This is a genomic window from Kitasatospora sp. NPDC034035 (assembly GCF_055575755.1).
Genome location: NZ_JBVISA010000029.1, coordinates 35,135 through 51,583 on the forward strand (window position 1 = coordinate 35,135; position 16,449 = coordinate 51,583).

Annotated in this window: 14 protein-coding genes; 3 read left to right on the forward strand and 11 right to left on the reverse strand. The window is 70.4% G+C overall.

Features of this window, described 5'->3' with window-relative positions; genetic code table 11:
• Positions 1-12: 12 nt before the first annotated feature.
• The 11 genes from ACZ52J_RS32180 to ACZ52J_RS32230 all read right to left on the reverse strand — a co-directional run bounded on the left by ACZ52J_RS32180 (position 13) and on the right by ACZ52J_RS32230 (position 12,169).
• Positions 13-2,433, reverse strand: a complete 2,421-nt coding sequence (locus ACZ52J_RS32180) for an RICIN domain-containing protein (protein WP_465623751.1) — start codon at positions 2,431-2,433, stop codon at positions 13-15.
• 883 nt (positions 2,434-3,316) lie between these two features.
• Positions 3,317-4,012, reverse strand: a complete 696-nt coding sequence (locus tag ACZ52J_RS32185; protein ID WP_465623752.1) for a FadR/GntR family transcriptional regulator — start codon at positions 4,010-4,012, stop codon at positions 3,317-3,319.
• Positions 4,013-4,167: 155 nt separating this feature from the next.
• The gene (locus ACZ52J_RS32190) at positions 4,168-5,067 is read right to left on the reverse strand and encodes an amidohydrolase family protein (protein WP_465623754.1); all 900 of its coding nucleotides are present in this window, start codon (positions 5,065-5,067) and stop codon (positions 4,168-4,170) included.
• Complete coding sequence (locus ACZ52J_RS32195) at positions 5,064-5,375, reverse strand: L-rhamnose mutarotase (protein WP_392940886.1); 312 nt, start codon at positions 5,373-5,375, stop codon at positions 5,064-5,066. Before ACZ52J_RS32195 ends, ACZ52J_RS32190 begins: the two co-directional genes overlap by 4 nt.
• Positions 5,372-6,025: a LutC/YkgG family protein gene (locus tag ACZ52J_RS32200; protein ID WP_465623755.1), complete on the reverse strand. Its 654-nt coding sequence runs from the start codon at positions 6,023-6,025 to the stop codon at positions 5,372-5,374. The genes ACZ52J_RS32195 and ACZ52J_RS32200 overlap by 4 nt, the downstream gene beginning before the upstream one ends.
• Positions 6,022-7,473: a LutB/LldF family L-lactate oxidation iron-sulfur protein gene (locus ACZ52J_RS32205; protein WP_465623757.1), complete on the reverse strand. Its 1,452-nt coding sequence runs from the start codon at positions 7,471-7,473 to the stop codon at positions 6,022-6,024. Before ACZ52J_RS32205 ends, ACZ52J_RS32200 begins: the two co-directional genes overlap by 4 nt.
• The gene (locus tag ACZ52J_RS32210; protein ID WP_465623759.1) at positions 7,470-8,210 is read right to left on the reverse strand and encodes a (Fe-S)-binding protein; all 741 of its coding nucleotides are present in this window, start codon (positions 8,208-8,210) and stop codon (positions 7,470-7,472) included. The genes ACZ52J_RS32205 and ACZ52J_RS32210 overlap by 4 nt, the downstream gene beginning before the upstream one ends.
• Entirely contained in the window at positions 8,210-9,202 is a 993-nt protein-coding gene (locus tag ACZ52J_RS32215; protein WP_465623831.1) for an aldo/keto reductase, read from the reverse strand. Before ACZ52J_RS32215 ends, ACZ52J_RS32210 begins: the two co-directional genes overlap by 1 nt.
• Before the next feature lie 2 nt (positions 9,203-9,204).
• Positions 9,205-9,969, reverse strand: a complete 765-nt coding sequence (locus ACZ52J_RS32220; RefSeq protein WP_465623760.1) for an SDR family NAD(P)-dependent oxidoreductase — start codon at positions 9,967-9,969, stop codon at positions 9,205-9,207.
• Positions 9,966-11,306: an L-fuconate dehydratase gene (locus tag ACZ52J_RS32225; protein ID WP_465623762.1), complete on the reverse strand. Its 1,341-nt coding sequence runs from the start codon at positions 11,304-11,306 to the stop codon at positions 9,966-9,968. Before ACZ52J_RS32225 ends, ACZ52J_RS32220 begins: the two co-directional genes overlap by 4 nt.
• Before the next feature lie 11 nt (positions 11,307-11,317).
• A complete protein-coding gene (locus ACZ52J_RS32230) occupies positions 11,318-12,169 on the reverse strand; it encodes a fumarylacetoacetate hydrolase family protein (RefSeq protein WP_465623764.1) in 852 nt (283 codons plus the stop codon).
• Between the two features lie 501 nt (positions 12,170-12,670).
• Between ACZ52J_RS32230 and ACZ52J_RS32235 the strand changes: the two genes are divergently transcribed.
• From ACZ52J_RS32235 to ACZ52J_RS32245, 3 genes are all read left to right on the forward strand, one after another.
• The gene (locus tag ACZ52J_RS32235) at positions 12,671-13,717 is read left to right on the forward strand and encodes a sugar ABC transporter substrate-binding protein (RefSeq protein ID WP_465623765.1); all 1,047 of its coding nucleotides are present in this window, start codon (positions 12,671-12,673) and stop codon (positions 13,715-13,717) included.
• Between the two features lie 79 nt (positions 13,718-13,796).
• Entirely contained in the window at positions 13,797-15,353 is a 1,557-nt protein-coding gene (locus ACZ52J_RS32240; RefSeq protein ID WP_465623767.1) for a sugar ABC transporter ATP-binding protein, read from the forward strand.
• A complete protein-coding gene (locus tag ACZ52J_RS32245) occupies positions 15,337-16,368 on the forward strand; it encodes an ABC transporter permease (protein WP_465623769.1) in 1,032 nt (343 codons plus the stop codon). Before ACZ52J_RS32240 ends, ACZ52J_RS32245 begins: the two co-directional genes overlap by 17 nt.
• The last annotated feature ends 81 nt before the right edge of the window (positions 16,369-16,449 follow it).

A 16,449-nucleotide genomic window follows, 5' to 3' on the forward strand; every position in this document is an offset into this window, starting at 1 on the left:
GCGGGTGCCGTACTACTGGGTCGTGGTCCACTGCTGGCTGGTCCGGCCTGTGGTGCAGGTCCACTGGACGGCGAGGGCCCCGTCTGCGGTCGAACTGCCGCTGATGTCGAGGCACTTGCCGCTGTTGGCCGACACCAGCTGCACCGTTGCGCCGCCGGCCAGCGGGACGAGCGTCCACTCCTGGTTGGCCTTGCCGCTGTCGCAGGTCCACTGCAGGACCTGCGCGCCGTCAGCGGTCGAACTGCCACTGACGTCAAGGCACTTGCCGCTGTTGGCCGACACCAGCTGCACCGTCGTGCCACCGGCCACCGGAACGGGGGTCCACAGCTGGTTGGCCTTGCCGCTGCCGCAGGTCCACTGCAGGACCTGCGCGCCGTCAGCGGTCGAACTGCCGCTGACGTCGAGGCACTTGCCGCTGTTGGTGTTGGTGACGGGCGTGGTGGCGGGTCCGGCGAGCGGGGTCACGCCGAAGTGGGTGAAGTCGGCGTGCTGGAAGCCGCCGACGGCCAGTCCGCTCTGGCCGATCGCGTGGCCTGCGTGGGTGAGCGAGGCGACCTGGACGTGGTCGACGAAGGCGGTGATCGACTGGCCCTGCATCGCCAGCGAGACGTTGTGCCAGGTCCCGGCGCCCGCGCCGGGGTAGCTGCCGGCGGCCAGGACGGTGTCGGTCCCCGAGCGGTCCTCGCTGGACAGTCGCCAGGAACCGCCGTCGTCGATCCTCAGGTGGTAGGCGGAGCGGTCGTGGTCGACGTGGTCGATCCGGCCCAGCAGCTCGGCGGAGCTGCCCGTCTCCTCCAACAGCACGTCAGTGGAGACCTGGTAGTTGCTCCAGGACGGGTCGCCCAGCAGGGTGGCGGGGGTGTAGTTCATGTCGGTGTGCCAGGGGTGGGCGGGTGCGGTGATCACCTGGCGCAGGCACATCGGGGTGTCGGTGCCCGCCGGGCAGGGCGCGGTCTCGAAGGCCCCGGCCCAGTCGTGGAAGTACCGGGCGGTGGCCCGGGCCGGGTATCCGCTCAGGTCGGCCTGGTACGGCAGCGGGACGCTCTTCGCGGGCGGCGCGACAGCAGTGCCCTTGCCCTGGCCGGTGGTGGTGGTGACGGTGTAGAGGTGGCCGGGCTGCACGGTCAGCGAGTAGCCGCCGTTTCGCGGCACGATGTCCTGGGTGTGGACGAACCACCGGGCGGGGTCGGTGGCGTTCATGTCGGTGTCCCACACGTGCACCGGCCCGGTGGACAGCCCGCCGGCGACGCTGAGCGCGATCGTCTTCGCGGCCGAGGCGTCGGTGGTCTCGATGACCGTGCTGTAGTCCTGGCCGGACCTCAGGGTGACGTAACTCCCGCTGTGCCGGTCGCCGTTGATCCCGGTACCGGACAGATAGCCGCTGGCCGTGTCCAGGTAGCGCCAGCCCGGCTTGGCGAACTGCGTGGTGTGTGCCGTCACCCAGATGTCGCGGCCCACAGTGTAGTTGCCCGACCAGGGCTGGTCGGCGGCCATCAGGCCGGCCCCGGCGAACGGAAGGTTCGAGGGCCAGGACCCGACCAGCGCCCACTTGATGTCCGACGTGATTCTGGCGTCGATGTACTGGCGGTTGAGGTTGCGGGCCAGCGCCGGCGGATTGGCGCCGTCGCTGTCGTTGTCGTCCTCGGCCACCCACAGCGGCTTGCCCAGCCCGGTCGCGGTGCTGCTGCCCGGGCAGGCGGTGTACACCGGGGTCGAGTTCCAACACACGCCGTGCAGGCCCACGACCGCGACCGCCCGGTTGAAGGCGCTGTCCGTGGCCAGGTCCGAGGCGACCGTCCAGGTCGCGTCATTGCTGTCGGAGGCCACCAACAGGGTGTCGGCGTGGCCGCTGCCGTCCAGGGCGGTGCGCAGGTTCTCGAACCAGGCCTTGTCGTAGCCGTTCTCGTTCCAGCCGCCCAGGTAGCCGACCTTCAGTCCGTGGCTCTGGGCGCAGCCCAGCCAGGACTTGAGATAGGTGATGTTGTCCTGGGACCAGATGCCGCCGTTCAACCAGCCCGGTGCCGCCCACTCCAGGCCGTAGAACGTGATGTCGGGGTTGCGTGCCTTGGCCTGCTCCATCAGCCACCACTCGTAGCCGCGGTTGCAGTCGACCTCGGTCGGGGTGCGCATGTGGCTCGGCTCGGGTCCGTCGGAGGAGTTCGCGTCACCGCCGATCTCAACCTTCAGCATCTGCAGTGAAGCGCCGTAGCCGGGCTTGAACAGGTAGTCCAGCACCTGAGTGCGCTGCGGCTCGGGGTAGTCGACCAGGAGCCGGGAGGTGGCCCCGCCGCCACTGATCGCGCCAATTCCGTCGAAGGCACGGCCGCTTGACGCTCCGTCGATGGCGATCCGTTGCGCTGGAGCAGCGACTGCGGGCGAACTCGGGATCGCGGTGAAGGTGGCGGCGAGAGCGACCGCAGAGGTTGCGAGCATGGTGAGCATGTTTCGGAAATTGATAGGATGTCTGCGCACGTAACGCTCCAAGGGCGCGACTGGAGGACCCGGCGGCCCGTCTGGCGCCGGAAGGGTGTGCGAGGTTCAATGTTGCTCAATATGGAACGCATTCACGCACAAGTCAACAACTTTGACTCGCAATTGCTTGAACAGTCGAGCTGTAGCTACGGCGGCGCCAAGCAGAGACGCCAGCAATGACTGCACCTCAGGATACTAAAAGGTCGGATGTATAGGGGCTCTATGGCATGGAGCCGGTTCGGCTGGGGTCGGACGACAGGGGCTCAGTTGCCTCGATCGCGTCGGGGAGGCCGACATACCGCTTCCTCCTGGGCGGCCCGCCCGGCGGGGCGAGGTCGGAGAGGTCGCAGGAGAGCTTCAGGCCACATAGTCGCCGACTGAACGCGTGCTCCATCGCGGCAACGTCAGCCGCGGCGCACCGTTCGCCGAATGCTCGGCCGAACAGCTCGCTAGACACCGCCCGGACGTGTCAGTCCGTACCAGGGCGAGGCGCGGCACGACCGGGACCTCGTCGGCACTGACCAGCGGCCGACCACCCAGCCTGATCGTCATACGGAGTTAGGAGAAGCCGTGGTTTTGGCCGCAGCGTGGGGAACGAGTCCTCCGTGCCGCCCGAGCCCCTGTCCATGCCGGGGCTGGCGGCACGTGCGGCAGCCGCCTGCCGGAAGGCCGGCTTCGAATCAGGGGTGTGCTGCTGCTGCGACGACGTGACCAGCGCGCTCGGTTTCGTGTGCGTCGCCGCGGCCCCCGGGGACGGGCGGTACTTCTCACCGCCAGGGATCACCCGCATACTGCTGCGCACACCGTCGTCACCGACGATCTCTCTTGAAGCGCTCGGCCTGGGTCAGCCGAGCGAGGATCCGGCTGCGCCGAGGGTGTCCCGCAGCCACTGCTCGACGCCTGCCACGTGCACCGTCGCCCAGGCGTGCGCGAGGTCGGGGCGGCGGTGGGCGATCGCATCGAGGATGGCGTGGTGCTGCTGGCGGGTCCGGTCGACCGCACCTTCCTCGGTCAGCCCTCGCCAGATCCGCGCCCGGGCGGTCGGGCCGGACAGGCCGTCGACGAGCGAGCACAGGACGGTGTTGCCGGAACCGGCTGCGATCCTGCGGTGGAACTCGAGGTCGTTGTCGATCAGTTCTTGCAGGGAGGCATCGTCGCTCAGGCCCTCCAGGAGCTCCCCGAGCGCGGAGATTTCCTCGTCCGGCATCACTCGGGCAGCCATGGCCGCAGCGGCGGGTTCCAGGACGCGGCGGACTTCCAGGAACTCCAGCACCGAGTTGTCCTGGTGGAAGTCGACGACGAAGCCCAGCGCATCCAGCAGCAGGTTGGGCTCCAGGCTCGTCACGTACGTGCCGTCTCCCTGGCGTACGTCGAGCACCCGGATGAGCGAGAGGGCCTTCACCGCCTCACGCAGGGAGTTGCGCGACAGGCCGAGCCGCTCGGCCAGGTCTGCCTCCTTGGGGAGTCGCGAACCGGGGCGCAGCTCTCCACTGACGATCATGGCTTTGATCTTCTCGATCGCCGAGTCGGTGACTGGCACGCCGTTGCCTCCCTGGTCCTGATCGTTGCAGCATAGCTTCCACGGCGGCCGCCCAGATCACCTTGACCGTGACAGGTCAAAGCGGTCCGGCGCTATCCACCGGTGCCCGTCCGTGCGGCAGCTGCCCCGGGCGGGCCGTCCTTCGTCCGGGTCGGCTACGGACCCGTCGGGCCTGGACGTCCCTCGGCAGGCCTGCGCTGGCCGCCGAGCCCGTACACGCGGATCGCGTTGTGCCGGAACACCGCGTCCCTCTCCCTCGCGCTGAGCCCGTCCACGAGGTGCCTGGTGATCCGGGTGACCTCGGTGTAGCCGGCCTCCAGGGTGCAGACCGGCCAGTCGGAGCCGAAGAGGAGCCGTTGCGGGCCGAAGGCCTCCAGGGCGGTGTCGGTGTACGGCGCGAGGTCCGCAGGACGCCACCGGCCAGGGGCGGCTTCCGTCACCAGGCCTGAGAGTTTGCCCACCGTATTGGGCAGCGCGGCCAGGCGGCGCAGGTCCGCTGCCCAGGGGTAGAGCGTGCCGTCGGCGATCGGGGGCTTGCCGAGGTGGTCGAGGACGAACGTCAGGCCGGGAAGTCGGGCGGCCGCGAGGGCGGCGGTGCGCAACTGGTGCGGCCTGACGACGAGGTCGTAGACGAGGCCGGCCTCGGCCACGGCGAGCAGGCCGCGCTGTACGTCGGGGCGCAGCAGCCACTCGGGATCGGGCTCCTCCTGGACCTGATGTCTGATGCCCACCAGCCGATCCCCGCCGGGGAGTTCACGGAGGGCGGCGATCGCGTCGACGACGTCGGCGGCGGTGAGGTCGGTCCAGCCGACGACGCCGGCGACCAGGTCGCTGCCGTCGGCCAGCGCCAGCAGTTCGGGGGTCTCCTCGGGGACGCAGACGGTCTGCACGACGACCGTGGCGGCCACTGCGGCCTCCGCGGCTTCGGGGGCGAGGTCGGCGGCGGTGAAGGAGCGGGCCAGTGGAGCGAGGGCCTCACCGCTGATCCAGGGCTGCGGCCGCACCGCGAGGTCCCAGACGTGGTGGTGCGCGTCGATGATCTGAGGTCCGGTCACAGCTCCCACACCACCGGGAGGCCGGCCCCGGCACCGGTGTCGGAGTAGTCGTGGTTGACGTCGAGCAGTTCGCCCATCTTCTCCTGCCAGGCGACGTTGACCGGGAGGTGCTCCAGTTCGGCGAGGAGCCGGGGGTAGCTCTCGCACTCCAGCAGGTGGAACAGGTCGCAACCGCTGCGCCAGATCCTCCACGAGGTGACGCCGGCGGCCCGGATGGCTGCGACGAGGTCGGCGGGCACGTCCCGGTGGGCGGCCTCGTACTCGGCGATCCGGTCGGCGCGGACGCGGGTGTGCAGGGCGACACTCATGGCTGCTCCGGGTGGGTGGGGTGGTCGACGATGATGACCTGCAGGGAGCGCGGGCCGTGCACGCCTTCCACGCGTTCGAGTTCGATGTCGCTGGTGGCGGACGGCCCCGAGATGAAGGTGAGCGGGTTCCGCGGGTCGAGGCGGGCGAGGGCGTCGGGGACGTCGGCGACGATCTGTGCGGTGCGGACGATGCACAGGTGCAAGTCGGGGACGAGGGTGAGGGCGCGGCGGCCCTGGCCGGGGCCGGCGTCGAGGACGATGGTCCCGGTGACGGCAATGCCGGCGGCGGCCAGGGTGATCGCGCCGTCCAAGCTGTCGAGCACCGCCATGTCCAGCGGTTCTGCGTGCCACTCCCATTCGCCGGGAGGCAGCAGCTCGGCGGGGAAGCCGCCAGGCAGCGCCAGGCTTCTCGCCCCGCGGGCGGTGAGCGCGGCGGCGATGGCGGTCGGCAGGCCCGCCTCGTCGGTGCGGGTGACGGTGGCGCGGTAGTCGGCGACCCGCTCGGCGAACAGGGCGACGGTGTCCTCGCCCGGCTCTGTGTGCCTACGGCGGTAGGTTCGGGGTACGGGGACGTCGCTGGGCAGTTCGCCGGCGGGGACGTCGATGAGCGCGGCGCGGATACGGCCGAGGATGGCCTGGCGGCTGTTCATGCTTCTTGGTCCCTGTTCTTTCGCCACCAGGTGCGGAAGGACTCGGCGGGGGGTGCGGGGGTGTCGCGGGTGTCGGACCAGCCGTGCAGCGGGCCCGGCAGTCGGCCGATCCTTCCGTCCCGGGCCAGGGCCCGGCCGCCGAGGGCGGCCGCCTTCTGGGCGGCGGAGAGCAGCCGCGGGGAGTCGAGGACGGTGGCGGCGGCCTTCATGGCCAGCGCCTCCGCCCGCTTCGGCTTGCTCTCGACGGCCTTGGCCCGCAGGTGGGCCAGCACCTCGGGGATGTTGATCTTCACCGGGCAGGCGTCGTAGCAGGCTCCGCACAGGGTGGAGGCGAACGGCAGCGAAGCGGCGTTCGCCACGCCGACGAGCTGGGGGGTGAGGACGGCGCCGATCGGTCCGGGGTAGACGGAGCCGTAGGCGTGGCCGCCGGTGCGCTCGTAGACGGGGCAGACGTTGAGGCAGGCGGAGCAGCGGATGCAGGCGAGGGCCTGGCGGCCGACGGTGTCGGCGAGGGTGTCGGTGCGGCCGTTGTCGAGGAGGACCAGGTGGAAGTCCTGCGGGCCGTCGCCCTGCGTCACCCCGGTCCAGGTGGAGGTGTAGGGGTTCATCCGCTCGCCGGTGGACGAGCGGGGCAGGAGCTGGAGGAAGACCTCCAGGTCGGTCCAGGTGGGGACGACCTTCTCGATGCCCATCACGGTGATGAGGGTCTCGGGCAGGGTGAGGCACATCCGGCCGTTGCCCTCGGACTCTACAACCACGACCGTGCCGGTGTCGGCGACGGCGAAGTTGGCACCGGAGACGGCCACCTTGGCGGAGAGGAACTTCCGCCGCAGGTGCAGCCGGGCCGCGTCGGCCAGCTCGGCGGGTGAGTCGGTGATCCCGTCCGGTGCGGGCCGGCCCCAGTGGCCCATCTCGGCAACGAACAGGTCCCGGACCTCGGTGCGGTTCCTGTGGATCGCGGGGACGAGGATGTGGGAGGGCCGGTCGTCACCGAGCTGGACGATGAGCTCGGCCAAGTCGGTCTCGTACGCGGTGATGCCGGCTTCGGCCAGGGCCTCGTTGAGGCCGATTTCCTGCGTGGCCATGGACTTGATCTTCACGACTTCGCGTTCGCCGGTGGCCTGCACGAGTTCGGTCACGATGTGGTTGGCCTCGACGGCGTCCGAGGCCCAGTGCACGGAGCCGCCCGCGGCGGTGACGGCGGCTTCCAACTGGACGAGGTAACGGTCGAGGTGGCGTGAGGTCCGCTTCTTGATCGCGGCGGCGGCGTCGCGCAGCTGCTCCCAGTCGTCCAGTTCGGAGGCAACCACGAGCCGCTTGTCGCGAATGGTCGTGGTGGCCCGTTTCAGGTTGGCACGCAGCTGGGTGTTGCCGAGCGCCTCGCGGGCGGCGTCGGGGAAGGACGGGGCGCCGAGCCAGACGACGCCACGGCTGCCGGGGTTGCTCATCGTGCGGTTCCTTCGGAGGCGGCGAGGATCTCGGCGATGTGCATGGTGCGCACGGTCGAGCCCTGGCGGGACAGTCCGCCGCCGATGTGCATCAGGCAGGAGTTGTCGGCGGCGCACAGGACGTCGGCGCCGCTGTCCAGGACGGCAGTGTTCTTGTCGGCGAGCATCGCGGCGGAGGTGTCGGCGTTCTTGACGGCGAAGGTGCCGCCGAAGCCGCAGCAGGAGTCGGCCGCGGGCAGGTCGACCAGGTCCAGGTCCTCGACGGCGCGCAGCAGGCGGTCGGGGCGGTCGCCGAGACGGAGGCCGCGCAGCGAGTGGCAGGTGGGGTGGTAGGCGACGCGGTGCGGGAAGCGGGCGCCGACGTCGGTGACGCCGAGGACGTCGGTCAGGAACTCGGTGAACTCGTGCACCCGGGGGACCAGTTCGGCGACCTGCTGTTGGAGGCCGGCGGGCCCGTACTCCCGGGCCAGCAACGGGTGGTTCTCCTTGACCATGCCGGCGCAGGAGGCGGACGGCGTGATGACGGCGTCGTAGTCGGCGAAGGTCCGGGCGAAGCGGGCCACCAGTGGGACGGCGTCGGGGCGGTAGCCGGTGTTGAAGTGCATCTGCCCGCAGCAGGTCTGTTCCTGCGGGAAGTAGACGGTGTGGCCCAGCCGCTCCAGTACGGTCACCACCGCACGGCCGGTCTCGGGGAACATCGTGTCGTTGAAACAGGTGATGAACAGGGCGATGCGCATCAGCTCGCCTCCTCGGGGGTGGGAACGCCCTCCCGCAGCAGTCCGTGGTCCCTGAGTTCTGCCCAGAGCGCCGCCGGGACGGGGTGATCGAGCATGGCGGAGGCGTCCCGGGCCTCGGCGGCGCTGCGGGTGCCGACCAGGACGCTCGCCACCGCCGGGTGCCCGAACGGGAAGCGCAGGGCGGCGGCGCGCAGCGGTACGCCGTACCTCTCACATACCGCCTTGAACTCCAGGGCCCGGTCGAGCAGGTGGACGGGGGCCGCGGTGTAGTCGAAGGTGGCACCCGGGCGGGGGTCGGCGAGCAGGCCGGAGTTGAAAACCCCTCCGATGACCACGCCGACGCCCCGCTGCTGCGCCAAGGGCAGCAGTTCGGCCAGTCCTCGCTGGTCGAGCAGGGTGTAGCGGCCGGCCAGCAGGACGGCGTCGATGTCGGTCTCGCGGATGAAGCGGGCGGGCAGCTCGGCCTGGTTCATGCCGAGGCCGATCGCTCCGATGACTCCCTCCGCGCGCAGGCGTTCGAGTTCGGGGTAGGCCTCGTCGAGTGCCTGTTCAGCGTGGCCGTCGGGGTCGTGCAGGTAGGCGATGTCGATTCGGTCGAGGCCGAGCCGGTTCAGGCTGTCCTCGACGGAGTGGCGCACGCCCCGGGCGCTGAAGTCCCAGACCCGCTGGTGGGTGGCGGGCACGGCGAAGCCGTTGGCCAGGTCGTCGCCGTCGACGGAGGGGGTCGGCTCCAGCAGCCGGCCGACCTTCGTGGACAGGGTGAAGTCGTCCCGGGGCAGGTCGCGCAGCGCATCACCGAGGCGGCGCTCGGACAAGCCCAGGCCGTAGTGCGGGGCGGTGTCGAAGTACCGTACGCCCGCTTCCCAGGCGGCGGTGACAGCTTGTTCGGCCTGTTCGTCGGTGACCGGGGTGAACAGGTTGCCGATGCCGGCTGCGCCGAAGGCGAGTTCGGTGACCTGGACCCTGCTGCCGCCGAGCGGGCGGTGGCGCAGGTTCACGGGCGTGGCTCCTGTCGCAGGCGCAGGCCGGCCATGCCGCCGTCGACGGCGAGCGCGGTGCCGGTGACGCTGGCGGCGGCCGGGGAGGCGAGGTAGGCGATGGCTGCGGCGACCTCCTCGGCGCTGACCAGTCGGCCGGTGGGCTGGCGGGCGTTCAGGGCAGCGCGTTCGGCGGCCGGGTCGTCGACCGCGTCCAGCAGTCGTGCGACCCACGGGGTGTCGACGGTGCCCGGGTTGACGCAGTTGACCCGGATGCCCTCGCGGACGTGGTCGGCCGCCATGGCCAGGGTGAGCGAGAGGACGGCGCCCTTGCTCGCCGAGTACAGCGCGCGCTGAGGCAGTCCGGCGGTCGCGGCGATGGAGCAGGTGTTCACCACTGAGGCCGCCGCCGAGCGACGCAGGTGGGGCAGCGCGGCGCGGGTGGTGCGGACGATGCCGAGCACGTTGACGTCCAGGACACGGTGCCACTGCTCGTCCGGGTTGTCCTCCACGGTTCCGGCGGCGCCGATACCGGCGTTGTTGACCAGGATGTCGATCCCGGCGAGCGCTTCGGCCGCCGCCTCGACGGCGGCGCGCACGGACTGATCGTCGGAGACGTCGGCGGTGAAGCCGCGCAGCGGGGTGTGGACACCGCTCGGGTCGAGGTCCAGGACGGCGACGTCCGCACCGCGGTCGGCGAGGAGTCGGGCGGTGGCCAGTCCGATGCCGGAGGCGCCGCCGGTGACCAGGGCGGTCAGGCCGTCGAGGTCGCGGGTGGTCATGAGCGCTCCTGCTGCTCGGCGGCGGCCCGGTCGGCGGCCCAGAACGCGCCGTCGGGGTAGGTGTAGGTGTCGATGGTGGCCTGGTGCATGGTGGCGGAGAAGCCGGGTACGGTGGGCGCCCGGTAGTGGCCAGCGTCGATGACGACGGGGTCGAGGAAGTGCTGGTGGAGGTGGTCGACGTACTCGATCACCCGGTCCTGAGTGGTCCCGGAGAGCGCGACGTAGTCGAACATCGACAGGTGCTGGACCAGTTCGCACAGGCCCACGCCACCGGCGTGCGGGCAGACCGGGACGCCGAACTTGGCGGCGAGCAGCAGGATGGCGAGGTTCTCGTTGACACCGGCCACCCGGGCCGAGTCCAGCTGGAGGACGTCGATCGCGCCGGCCTGGAGCAGCTGCTTGAAGACGATGCGGTTCTGGACGTGCTCGCCGGTGGCGACCTTGATCGGGCGGACACCCTTGCGGATGGCGGCGTGGCCGAGGACGTCGTCCGGGCTGGTCGGTTCCTCGATCCAGTACGGGTCGAACTCGGCGAGGGCGTTCGTCCACTCGATCGCCTCGGCGACGTTCCAGCGCTGGTTGGCGTCGATCGCCATGCGAATGTCCGGGCCGACGGCCTGGCGGGCGGTGCGGCAGCGGCGGATGTCGTCTTGAAGGTCGGCGCCGACCTTCAGCTTGATCTGGCTGAAGCCGTCGGCCACCGCCTGCTTGGCGAGGCGGGTGAGCTTCTCGTCCGAGTACCCGAGCCAGCCGGGCGAGGTGGTGTAGGCGGGGTAGCCGCGCCGCAGCAACAAGGCGGTCCGGTCGGCCGCGCCATGCCGGCCCTTGGTCAGCAGCTCCAGCGCCTCCTCGGGGGTGAGCGCGTCCGCGATGTACCGGAAGTCGATCTGGGAGACCAGCCACTCGGGGTCGGCGTCAGCGAGCAGCTGCCACAGCGGCTTGCCCTCGCGCTTGGCGGCGAGGTCCCAGACGGCGTTGACCACGGCTCCGATGGCCATGTGCATCACGCCCTTCTCGGGCCCCAGCCAGCGCAGCTGGCTGTCGCCGATCAGGTCGCGATACAGGGAGCCGGGGTCGGCGCACAGCTCGACGACGGGACGTCCGACGATGTGCTCGCTCAGCGCGTCGATGGCGGCGACCTGGACGTCGTTGCCACGGCCGATGGTGAAGGTGAACCCGTGGCCCTCGTGGCCGCCCGCGGAGGCGCGCAGGACGACGTAGGCGGCGGAGTAGTCGGGGTCGGGATTCATCGCGTCGGACCCGTCCAGCTCCCGCGAGGTGGGGAAGCGGATGTCGTAGGTGTCGACGGCGGTGATCCGCGCCGTAGTTGCGAACAAGGTGGTGCCTTTCACGCGTTGGAGAAGGTCTGGCGCTGGGTGCCGAGGCCGTCGATGGCCAGCTCGACGGTGTCGCCCGCGCGCAGGTAAGGGTTGCCGGGCAGGCCCAGGGCCACGCCGGCCGGGGTGCCGGTGTTGATGACGTCGCCGGGGTTGAGCACCATGTACTGGCTGAGGTACCAGACGATGTGGGCGACATCGAAGATCATGTTCTTGGTGTTGCCGTCCTGTCGCGTCTCGCCGTTGACGGCCAGACGCAGGCCCAGGGCCTGCGGGTCGTCGGCCTCGTCCGGGGTGACCAGCCACGGACCGAGCGGGTTGAAGGTCTCGCAGGACTTGCCGAGGTCCCACTGCCCGGAATACTCCAGCTGGAACTCGCGCTCGGACACGTCGTTGCTGATCGCGAAGCCCGCGACATGGGCCAGGGCCTGGTCCGGCGAGTCCAGGTAGCGGGCCTCACGGCCGATCACGACCGCCAGCTCCACCTCCCAGTCGGTCTTCGTCGAACCACGCGGGATCAGCACCCCGTCACAGGGACCGACCACCGTGGACGGGTCCTTCATGAACACCACCGGCCGGACGGGGACAGCCGCTCCGGTCTCCTCGGCGTGGTCACGGTAGTTGAGGCCGATACACACGACCTTGCCCGGCCGGGCAACCGGCGCTCCGACCCGCAGGCCGGAGGGGTCGAGCTCGGGAAGTGTGTCGGCGGCAAGAGCGTCGCGGACGCGATCGATCCCGCCCGACGCGAGGAACGCCCCGTCGATGTCGGTGGTCACGCCCGTGAGTGCGAAGACCCGCCCGTCGTCGCCGAGTGCCGCCGGAACCTCTTCGCCCGCCGGTCCGATCCGCAGCAGCTTCATGCCCTGCTCCCGTCATAAGTCTGCGAGCCGGGACTCTTCACCGGCCGACACATCGGATGAATCTGTGACGCCCCGACCATACGAGCCTCGTCACGCCACCGCAAGAAGTCCTCCGATGTTTGCTGCGCCCTTCGACTCGTGCGCCCTCAAAAGAACCATCAAATTGGCAGCTCAGGGCGGAAGTGCCGCTTCACTCATGACACGGGGCGGAAACCTGGACGTCACGGTTGAGAATCATCCCAGGTTTCCTCTTGTCAGTCAGATGTCAGGCTCGTATGGTCCTCCTGGCCTGCAAGCCATCCGATGACTGCGGGAAGCGCGATCCGGCTCCGTCTGCCACGGACCGCCGCAACCAGGAACCGGCATCCCTCCTGGTGAGGGCTGGAAGGGAGGCCTGCTCCCCTGCCCGCTTCGCCCCACCGGGACGGCCTCTCGGCCTCCCGCCACGCCGGATCCCCGTCCACGGGGGACCGGACGTCCCAGCCAAAGGAGATCAGCACCATGAAGCCTCGCTCCTCCAGAATCGCGGCCACGGCCGCCGCCGTGATCGTCCTGGCGGGGTTCGCCACGGCCTGCAACCGCAGCAGCGACTCCGGCGGGTCCGCGTCCGGCAAGCCGGCGATCGGCATCGACCTGCCCCGGGCGGACTCCGACTTCTGGAACTCCTACGCGCAGTACGTCAAGCAGGACACCACCGCCCAGAGCCTGAACACCCTGCCGGTGAGCAACTCGCAGAACGACGTGACCAAGCTGGTCGCCAACGTCCAGGTGTTCCAGAACACCGGTGCCAAGGCCGTGGTGATGGCCCCTCAGGACACCGGCGCGATCGCCTCCACCCTCGAGACGCTGTCGGCCAAGAAGATCCCGGTGGTCAGCGTCGACACCCGCCCAGACAAGGGCAACGTCTACATGGTGGTGCGCGCCGACAACAAGGCGTACGGCACCAAGGCCTGCGAGTTCCTCGGCAAGCAGCTCGACGGCAAGGGCAAGGTCGCCGAGCTCCAGGGCGCACTGAGCTCCATCAACGGACGCGACCGCTCCGAGGCCTTCGCCGCCTGCATGAAGGAGAAGTTCCCCGGCATCCAGGTCATCGAGCTGGCCACCGACTGGAAGGGCGACGTCGCCTCCGCCAAGCTCCAGTCCACCCTCGCCGCCAACCCCGACCTCGGCGGCATCTACATGCAGGCCGGCGGCGTCTTCCTGCAGCCCACCCTCGCCCTGCTCCAGCAGAAGGGCCTGCTCAAGCCCGCCGGCCAGAGCGGCCACATCGCGATCATCTCCAACGACGGCATCCCGCAGGAGTTCGACGCGATCCGCAAGGGCGACATCGACGCCACCGTCTCCCAGCCCGCCGACCTCTACGCCAAGTACGCCCTGTACTACGCCAAGGCCGCCACCGAGGGCAAGACCTTCCAGCCCGGTGCGACCGACCACGAGTCCACCATCATCCAGCTGCCGAACGGCCTGGAGGACCAGCTGCCCGCTCCGCTGGTCACCAAGGACAACGTCGACGACAAGGCCCTGTGGGGCAACAACGTCGGCAAGTGACCCATCCGACTCCCGTGAGCGGCTCACCGGCACCCCCAGCGGACCGCCGCCCACGGGTACGACCTTGAAAGGACCCGCCATGGCGGACCCCAGCCCCGTCCGGGGCCCAGTCGTCGAGGCCGACGGGATCAGCAAGCGCTTCGGCGCCACCGTCGCGCTCAGCGACGCCCGCATCTCGGTCGCGCCCGGCGAGTCGCACGCGCTGGTCGGCCGCAACGGCGCCGGCAAGTCCACCCTCGTCTCGATCCTCACCGGGCTGCAGCACCCCGACACCGGCACCCTGCGCTTCAACGGCGAGCCGGCCCCAGCCTCCGGCGACACCGACGCCTGGCGCTCCCGGGTCGCCTGCGTCTACCAGCGCTCCACCATCATCCCGGCGCTGACCGTCGCGGAGAATCTCTTCCTGGACCGGCAGAGCACCGGTGCGCTGCGCCCGATCAGCTGGAAGCAGCTGCGCCACCGAGCCGGCGAGCTGCTCGCCGAGTACGGCGTGGACGTCGACCCGACCGCACGCGCCGAGGACCTGAGCGTCGAACAGCGCCAGTTCGTCGAGATCGCCCGGGCGCTGTCCTTCGGGGCCCGCTTCATCATCCTGGACGAGCCCACCGCCAAACTCGACGCGCGCGGCATCGAGCGGCTCTTCGACAAGCTGCGCTCACTGCAGGAGCAGGGCGTCGCGTTCCTGTTCATCTCCCACCACCTGCAGGAGGTCTACGACCTCTGCACCACGGTCACGGTCTACCGCGACGCCCGGCACATCATCACCGCACCGGTCGCCGACCTGGACCAGCAGGCCCTGGTGGAGGCGATGACCGGTGAGAGCTCCCGGGACAGCGAGCCCGCCTGGTCGGTGACGGGCCGCACGATCCCCGATGGCGCCCCACTGCTGGAAGTCTCCGGCCTGAGCCTGGCCGGCGCCTACCAGGACTTCTCCCTGACCGCGCGGGCCGGTGAGGTCGTGGGCCTGGCCGGAGCGGCCGCCAGCGGCAACGTCCGGCTCGGCGAGACCCTCGCCGGGCTGCACCGCCCGCAGGCCGGCACGATAGCCGTCGCCGGCCGTCCGGTGCGCACCGGACGCGTTCCCGCCGCTCTCGCGGCCGGCATCGGCTTCGTGCCCGAGGACCGGCACATCCAGGGCCTCATCCCGCAGCGCAGCGTCGCCGAGAACGCCACCCTGACCGTCACCGACCAGCTCGGGCCGTTCGGCACGGTACTGCCCTCGCGCACCCGGGCCTTCGCCGAGCGGATGATCGGCGACCTCGACATCAAGACGCCCGGCCCCTCGGCCCCGGTGTCCGCCCTCTCGGGCGGCAACCAGCAGAAGGTCGTCATCGCCCGCGCCCTGGCCACCGAACCGGACGTCCTGGTCGCCATCCGGCCCACCAACGGCGTCGACGTCAAGTCCAAGGAGTCCCTGCTCGGCACCGTCCGCACGGTCGCCGACGCTGGGAAGACCGCCCTGATCGTGTCCGACGAACTCGACGACCTGCGGGTCTGCGACCGGGTGGTGGCCATGTTCCACGGCCGCGTCGTCGCCGAGTTCGAGCACGGCTGGAGCGACGAACAACTGGTCTCAGCCATGGAGGGCATGGCCGGCCCGACCGACACGAAGGAAAGCCATGTCTCCCACCACTGAGGTCCGCGCCCACGCGGCGCCCGCCGTCACCCGGCCCGCCGAGCGCCGCTTCCAGCTCGCCCGCTACCGTGACCTCTCCCTCGTCCCGGTACTCCTGGTGCTCGGCATCATCGGATTCGCGGTCTCGCCCGCCTTCCTCACCTCCGACAACCTGCTCGGCGTCGGCCAGCAGGCCACCGAACTGAGCCTGCTGGTCCTGGCCGAGGCGCTGATCCTGATCGTCGGCCGGATGGACCTGTCCCTGGAATCCACGATCGGCGTGGCCCCCGTCATCGCCGTCTGGCTGGTCCTGCCCGACCACGGCGCACGCTTCAACGGCCTCGGCCTCTTCCCCTCCTGGGCGGCCATCCCGCTGTGCCTGACCGTCGGTGCGGTCATCGGGGCGATCAACGGCTTCCTGATCCTCAAGCTGCGCCTCAACGGCTTCATCGTCACCCTCGGCGCGCTCACCCTGCTCCGCGGCCTCCAGGTCGCCATCTCCCAGGGCCAGTCGATCGTCAACCTGCCCGGCTCCTTCACCTACCTCGGCAGCACCAGCTGGCTCGGCGTGCCGGCGGCGATCTGGATCTGCGCCCTGCTCTTCCTGGCCGGCGGCTGCGCCCTCGCCTGGCTGCGCCACGGCCGCGCCCTGTACGCGATCGGCGGCAACTCCGAGGCCGCCCGCGCCGCCGGCATCCGGGTCGACCGGATCACCTGGACCGTGCTGATCCTCGGTGGCCTGCTGGCTGCGTTCGCCGGCGTCCTCTACACCGGCCACTACGGCTCCATCTCCGCCGACCAGGGCAACGGGTGGATCTTCCAGGTCTTCGCCGCCACCGTCATCGGCGGCGTCAGCCTCAACGGCGGCCGCGGCACCCTCTTCGGCGCCCTGACCGGGGTGCTGACCCTCCAGCTCGTGGTCAACGTCATGACCCTCGCGGGCGTGCCGCCACTGTGGAACCAGTTCCTCAACGGCGCGATCATCATCGTCGCGCTGATCATCTCCCGCTTCGCCTCGGGCGAGAAGCAGGAGTGACGGGCCCCACAGCCTGAGAGCCGCCCAAGCGGCGCGACCAGCCCGGCGGAACCGGTCGCGCCGCTTCGGCCTCCCCTTCCC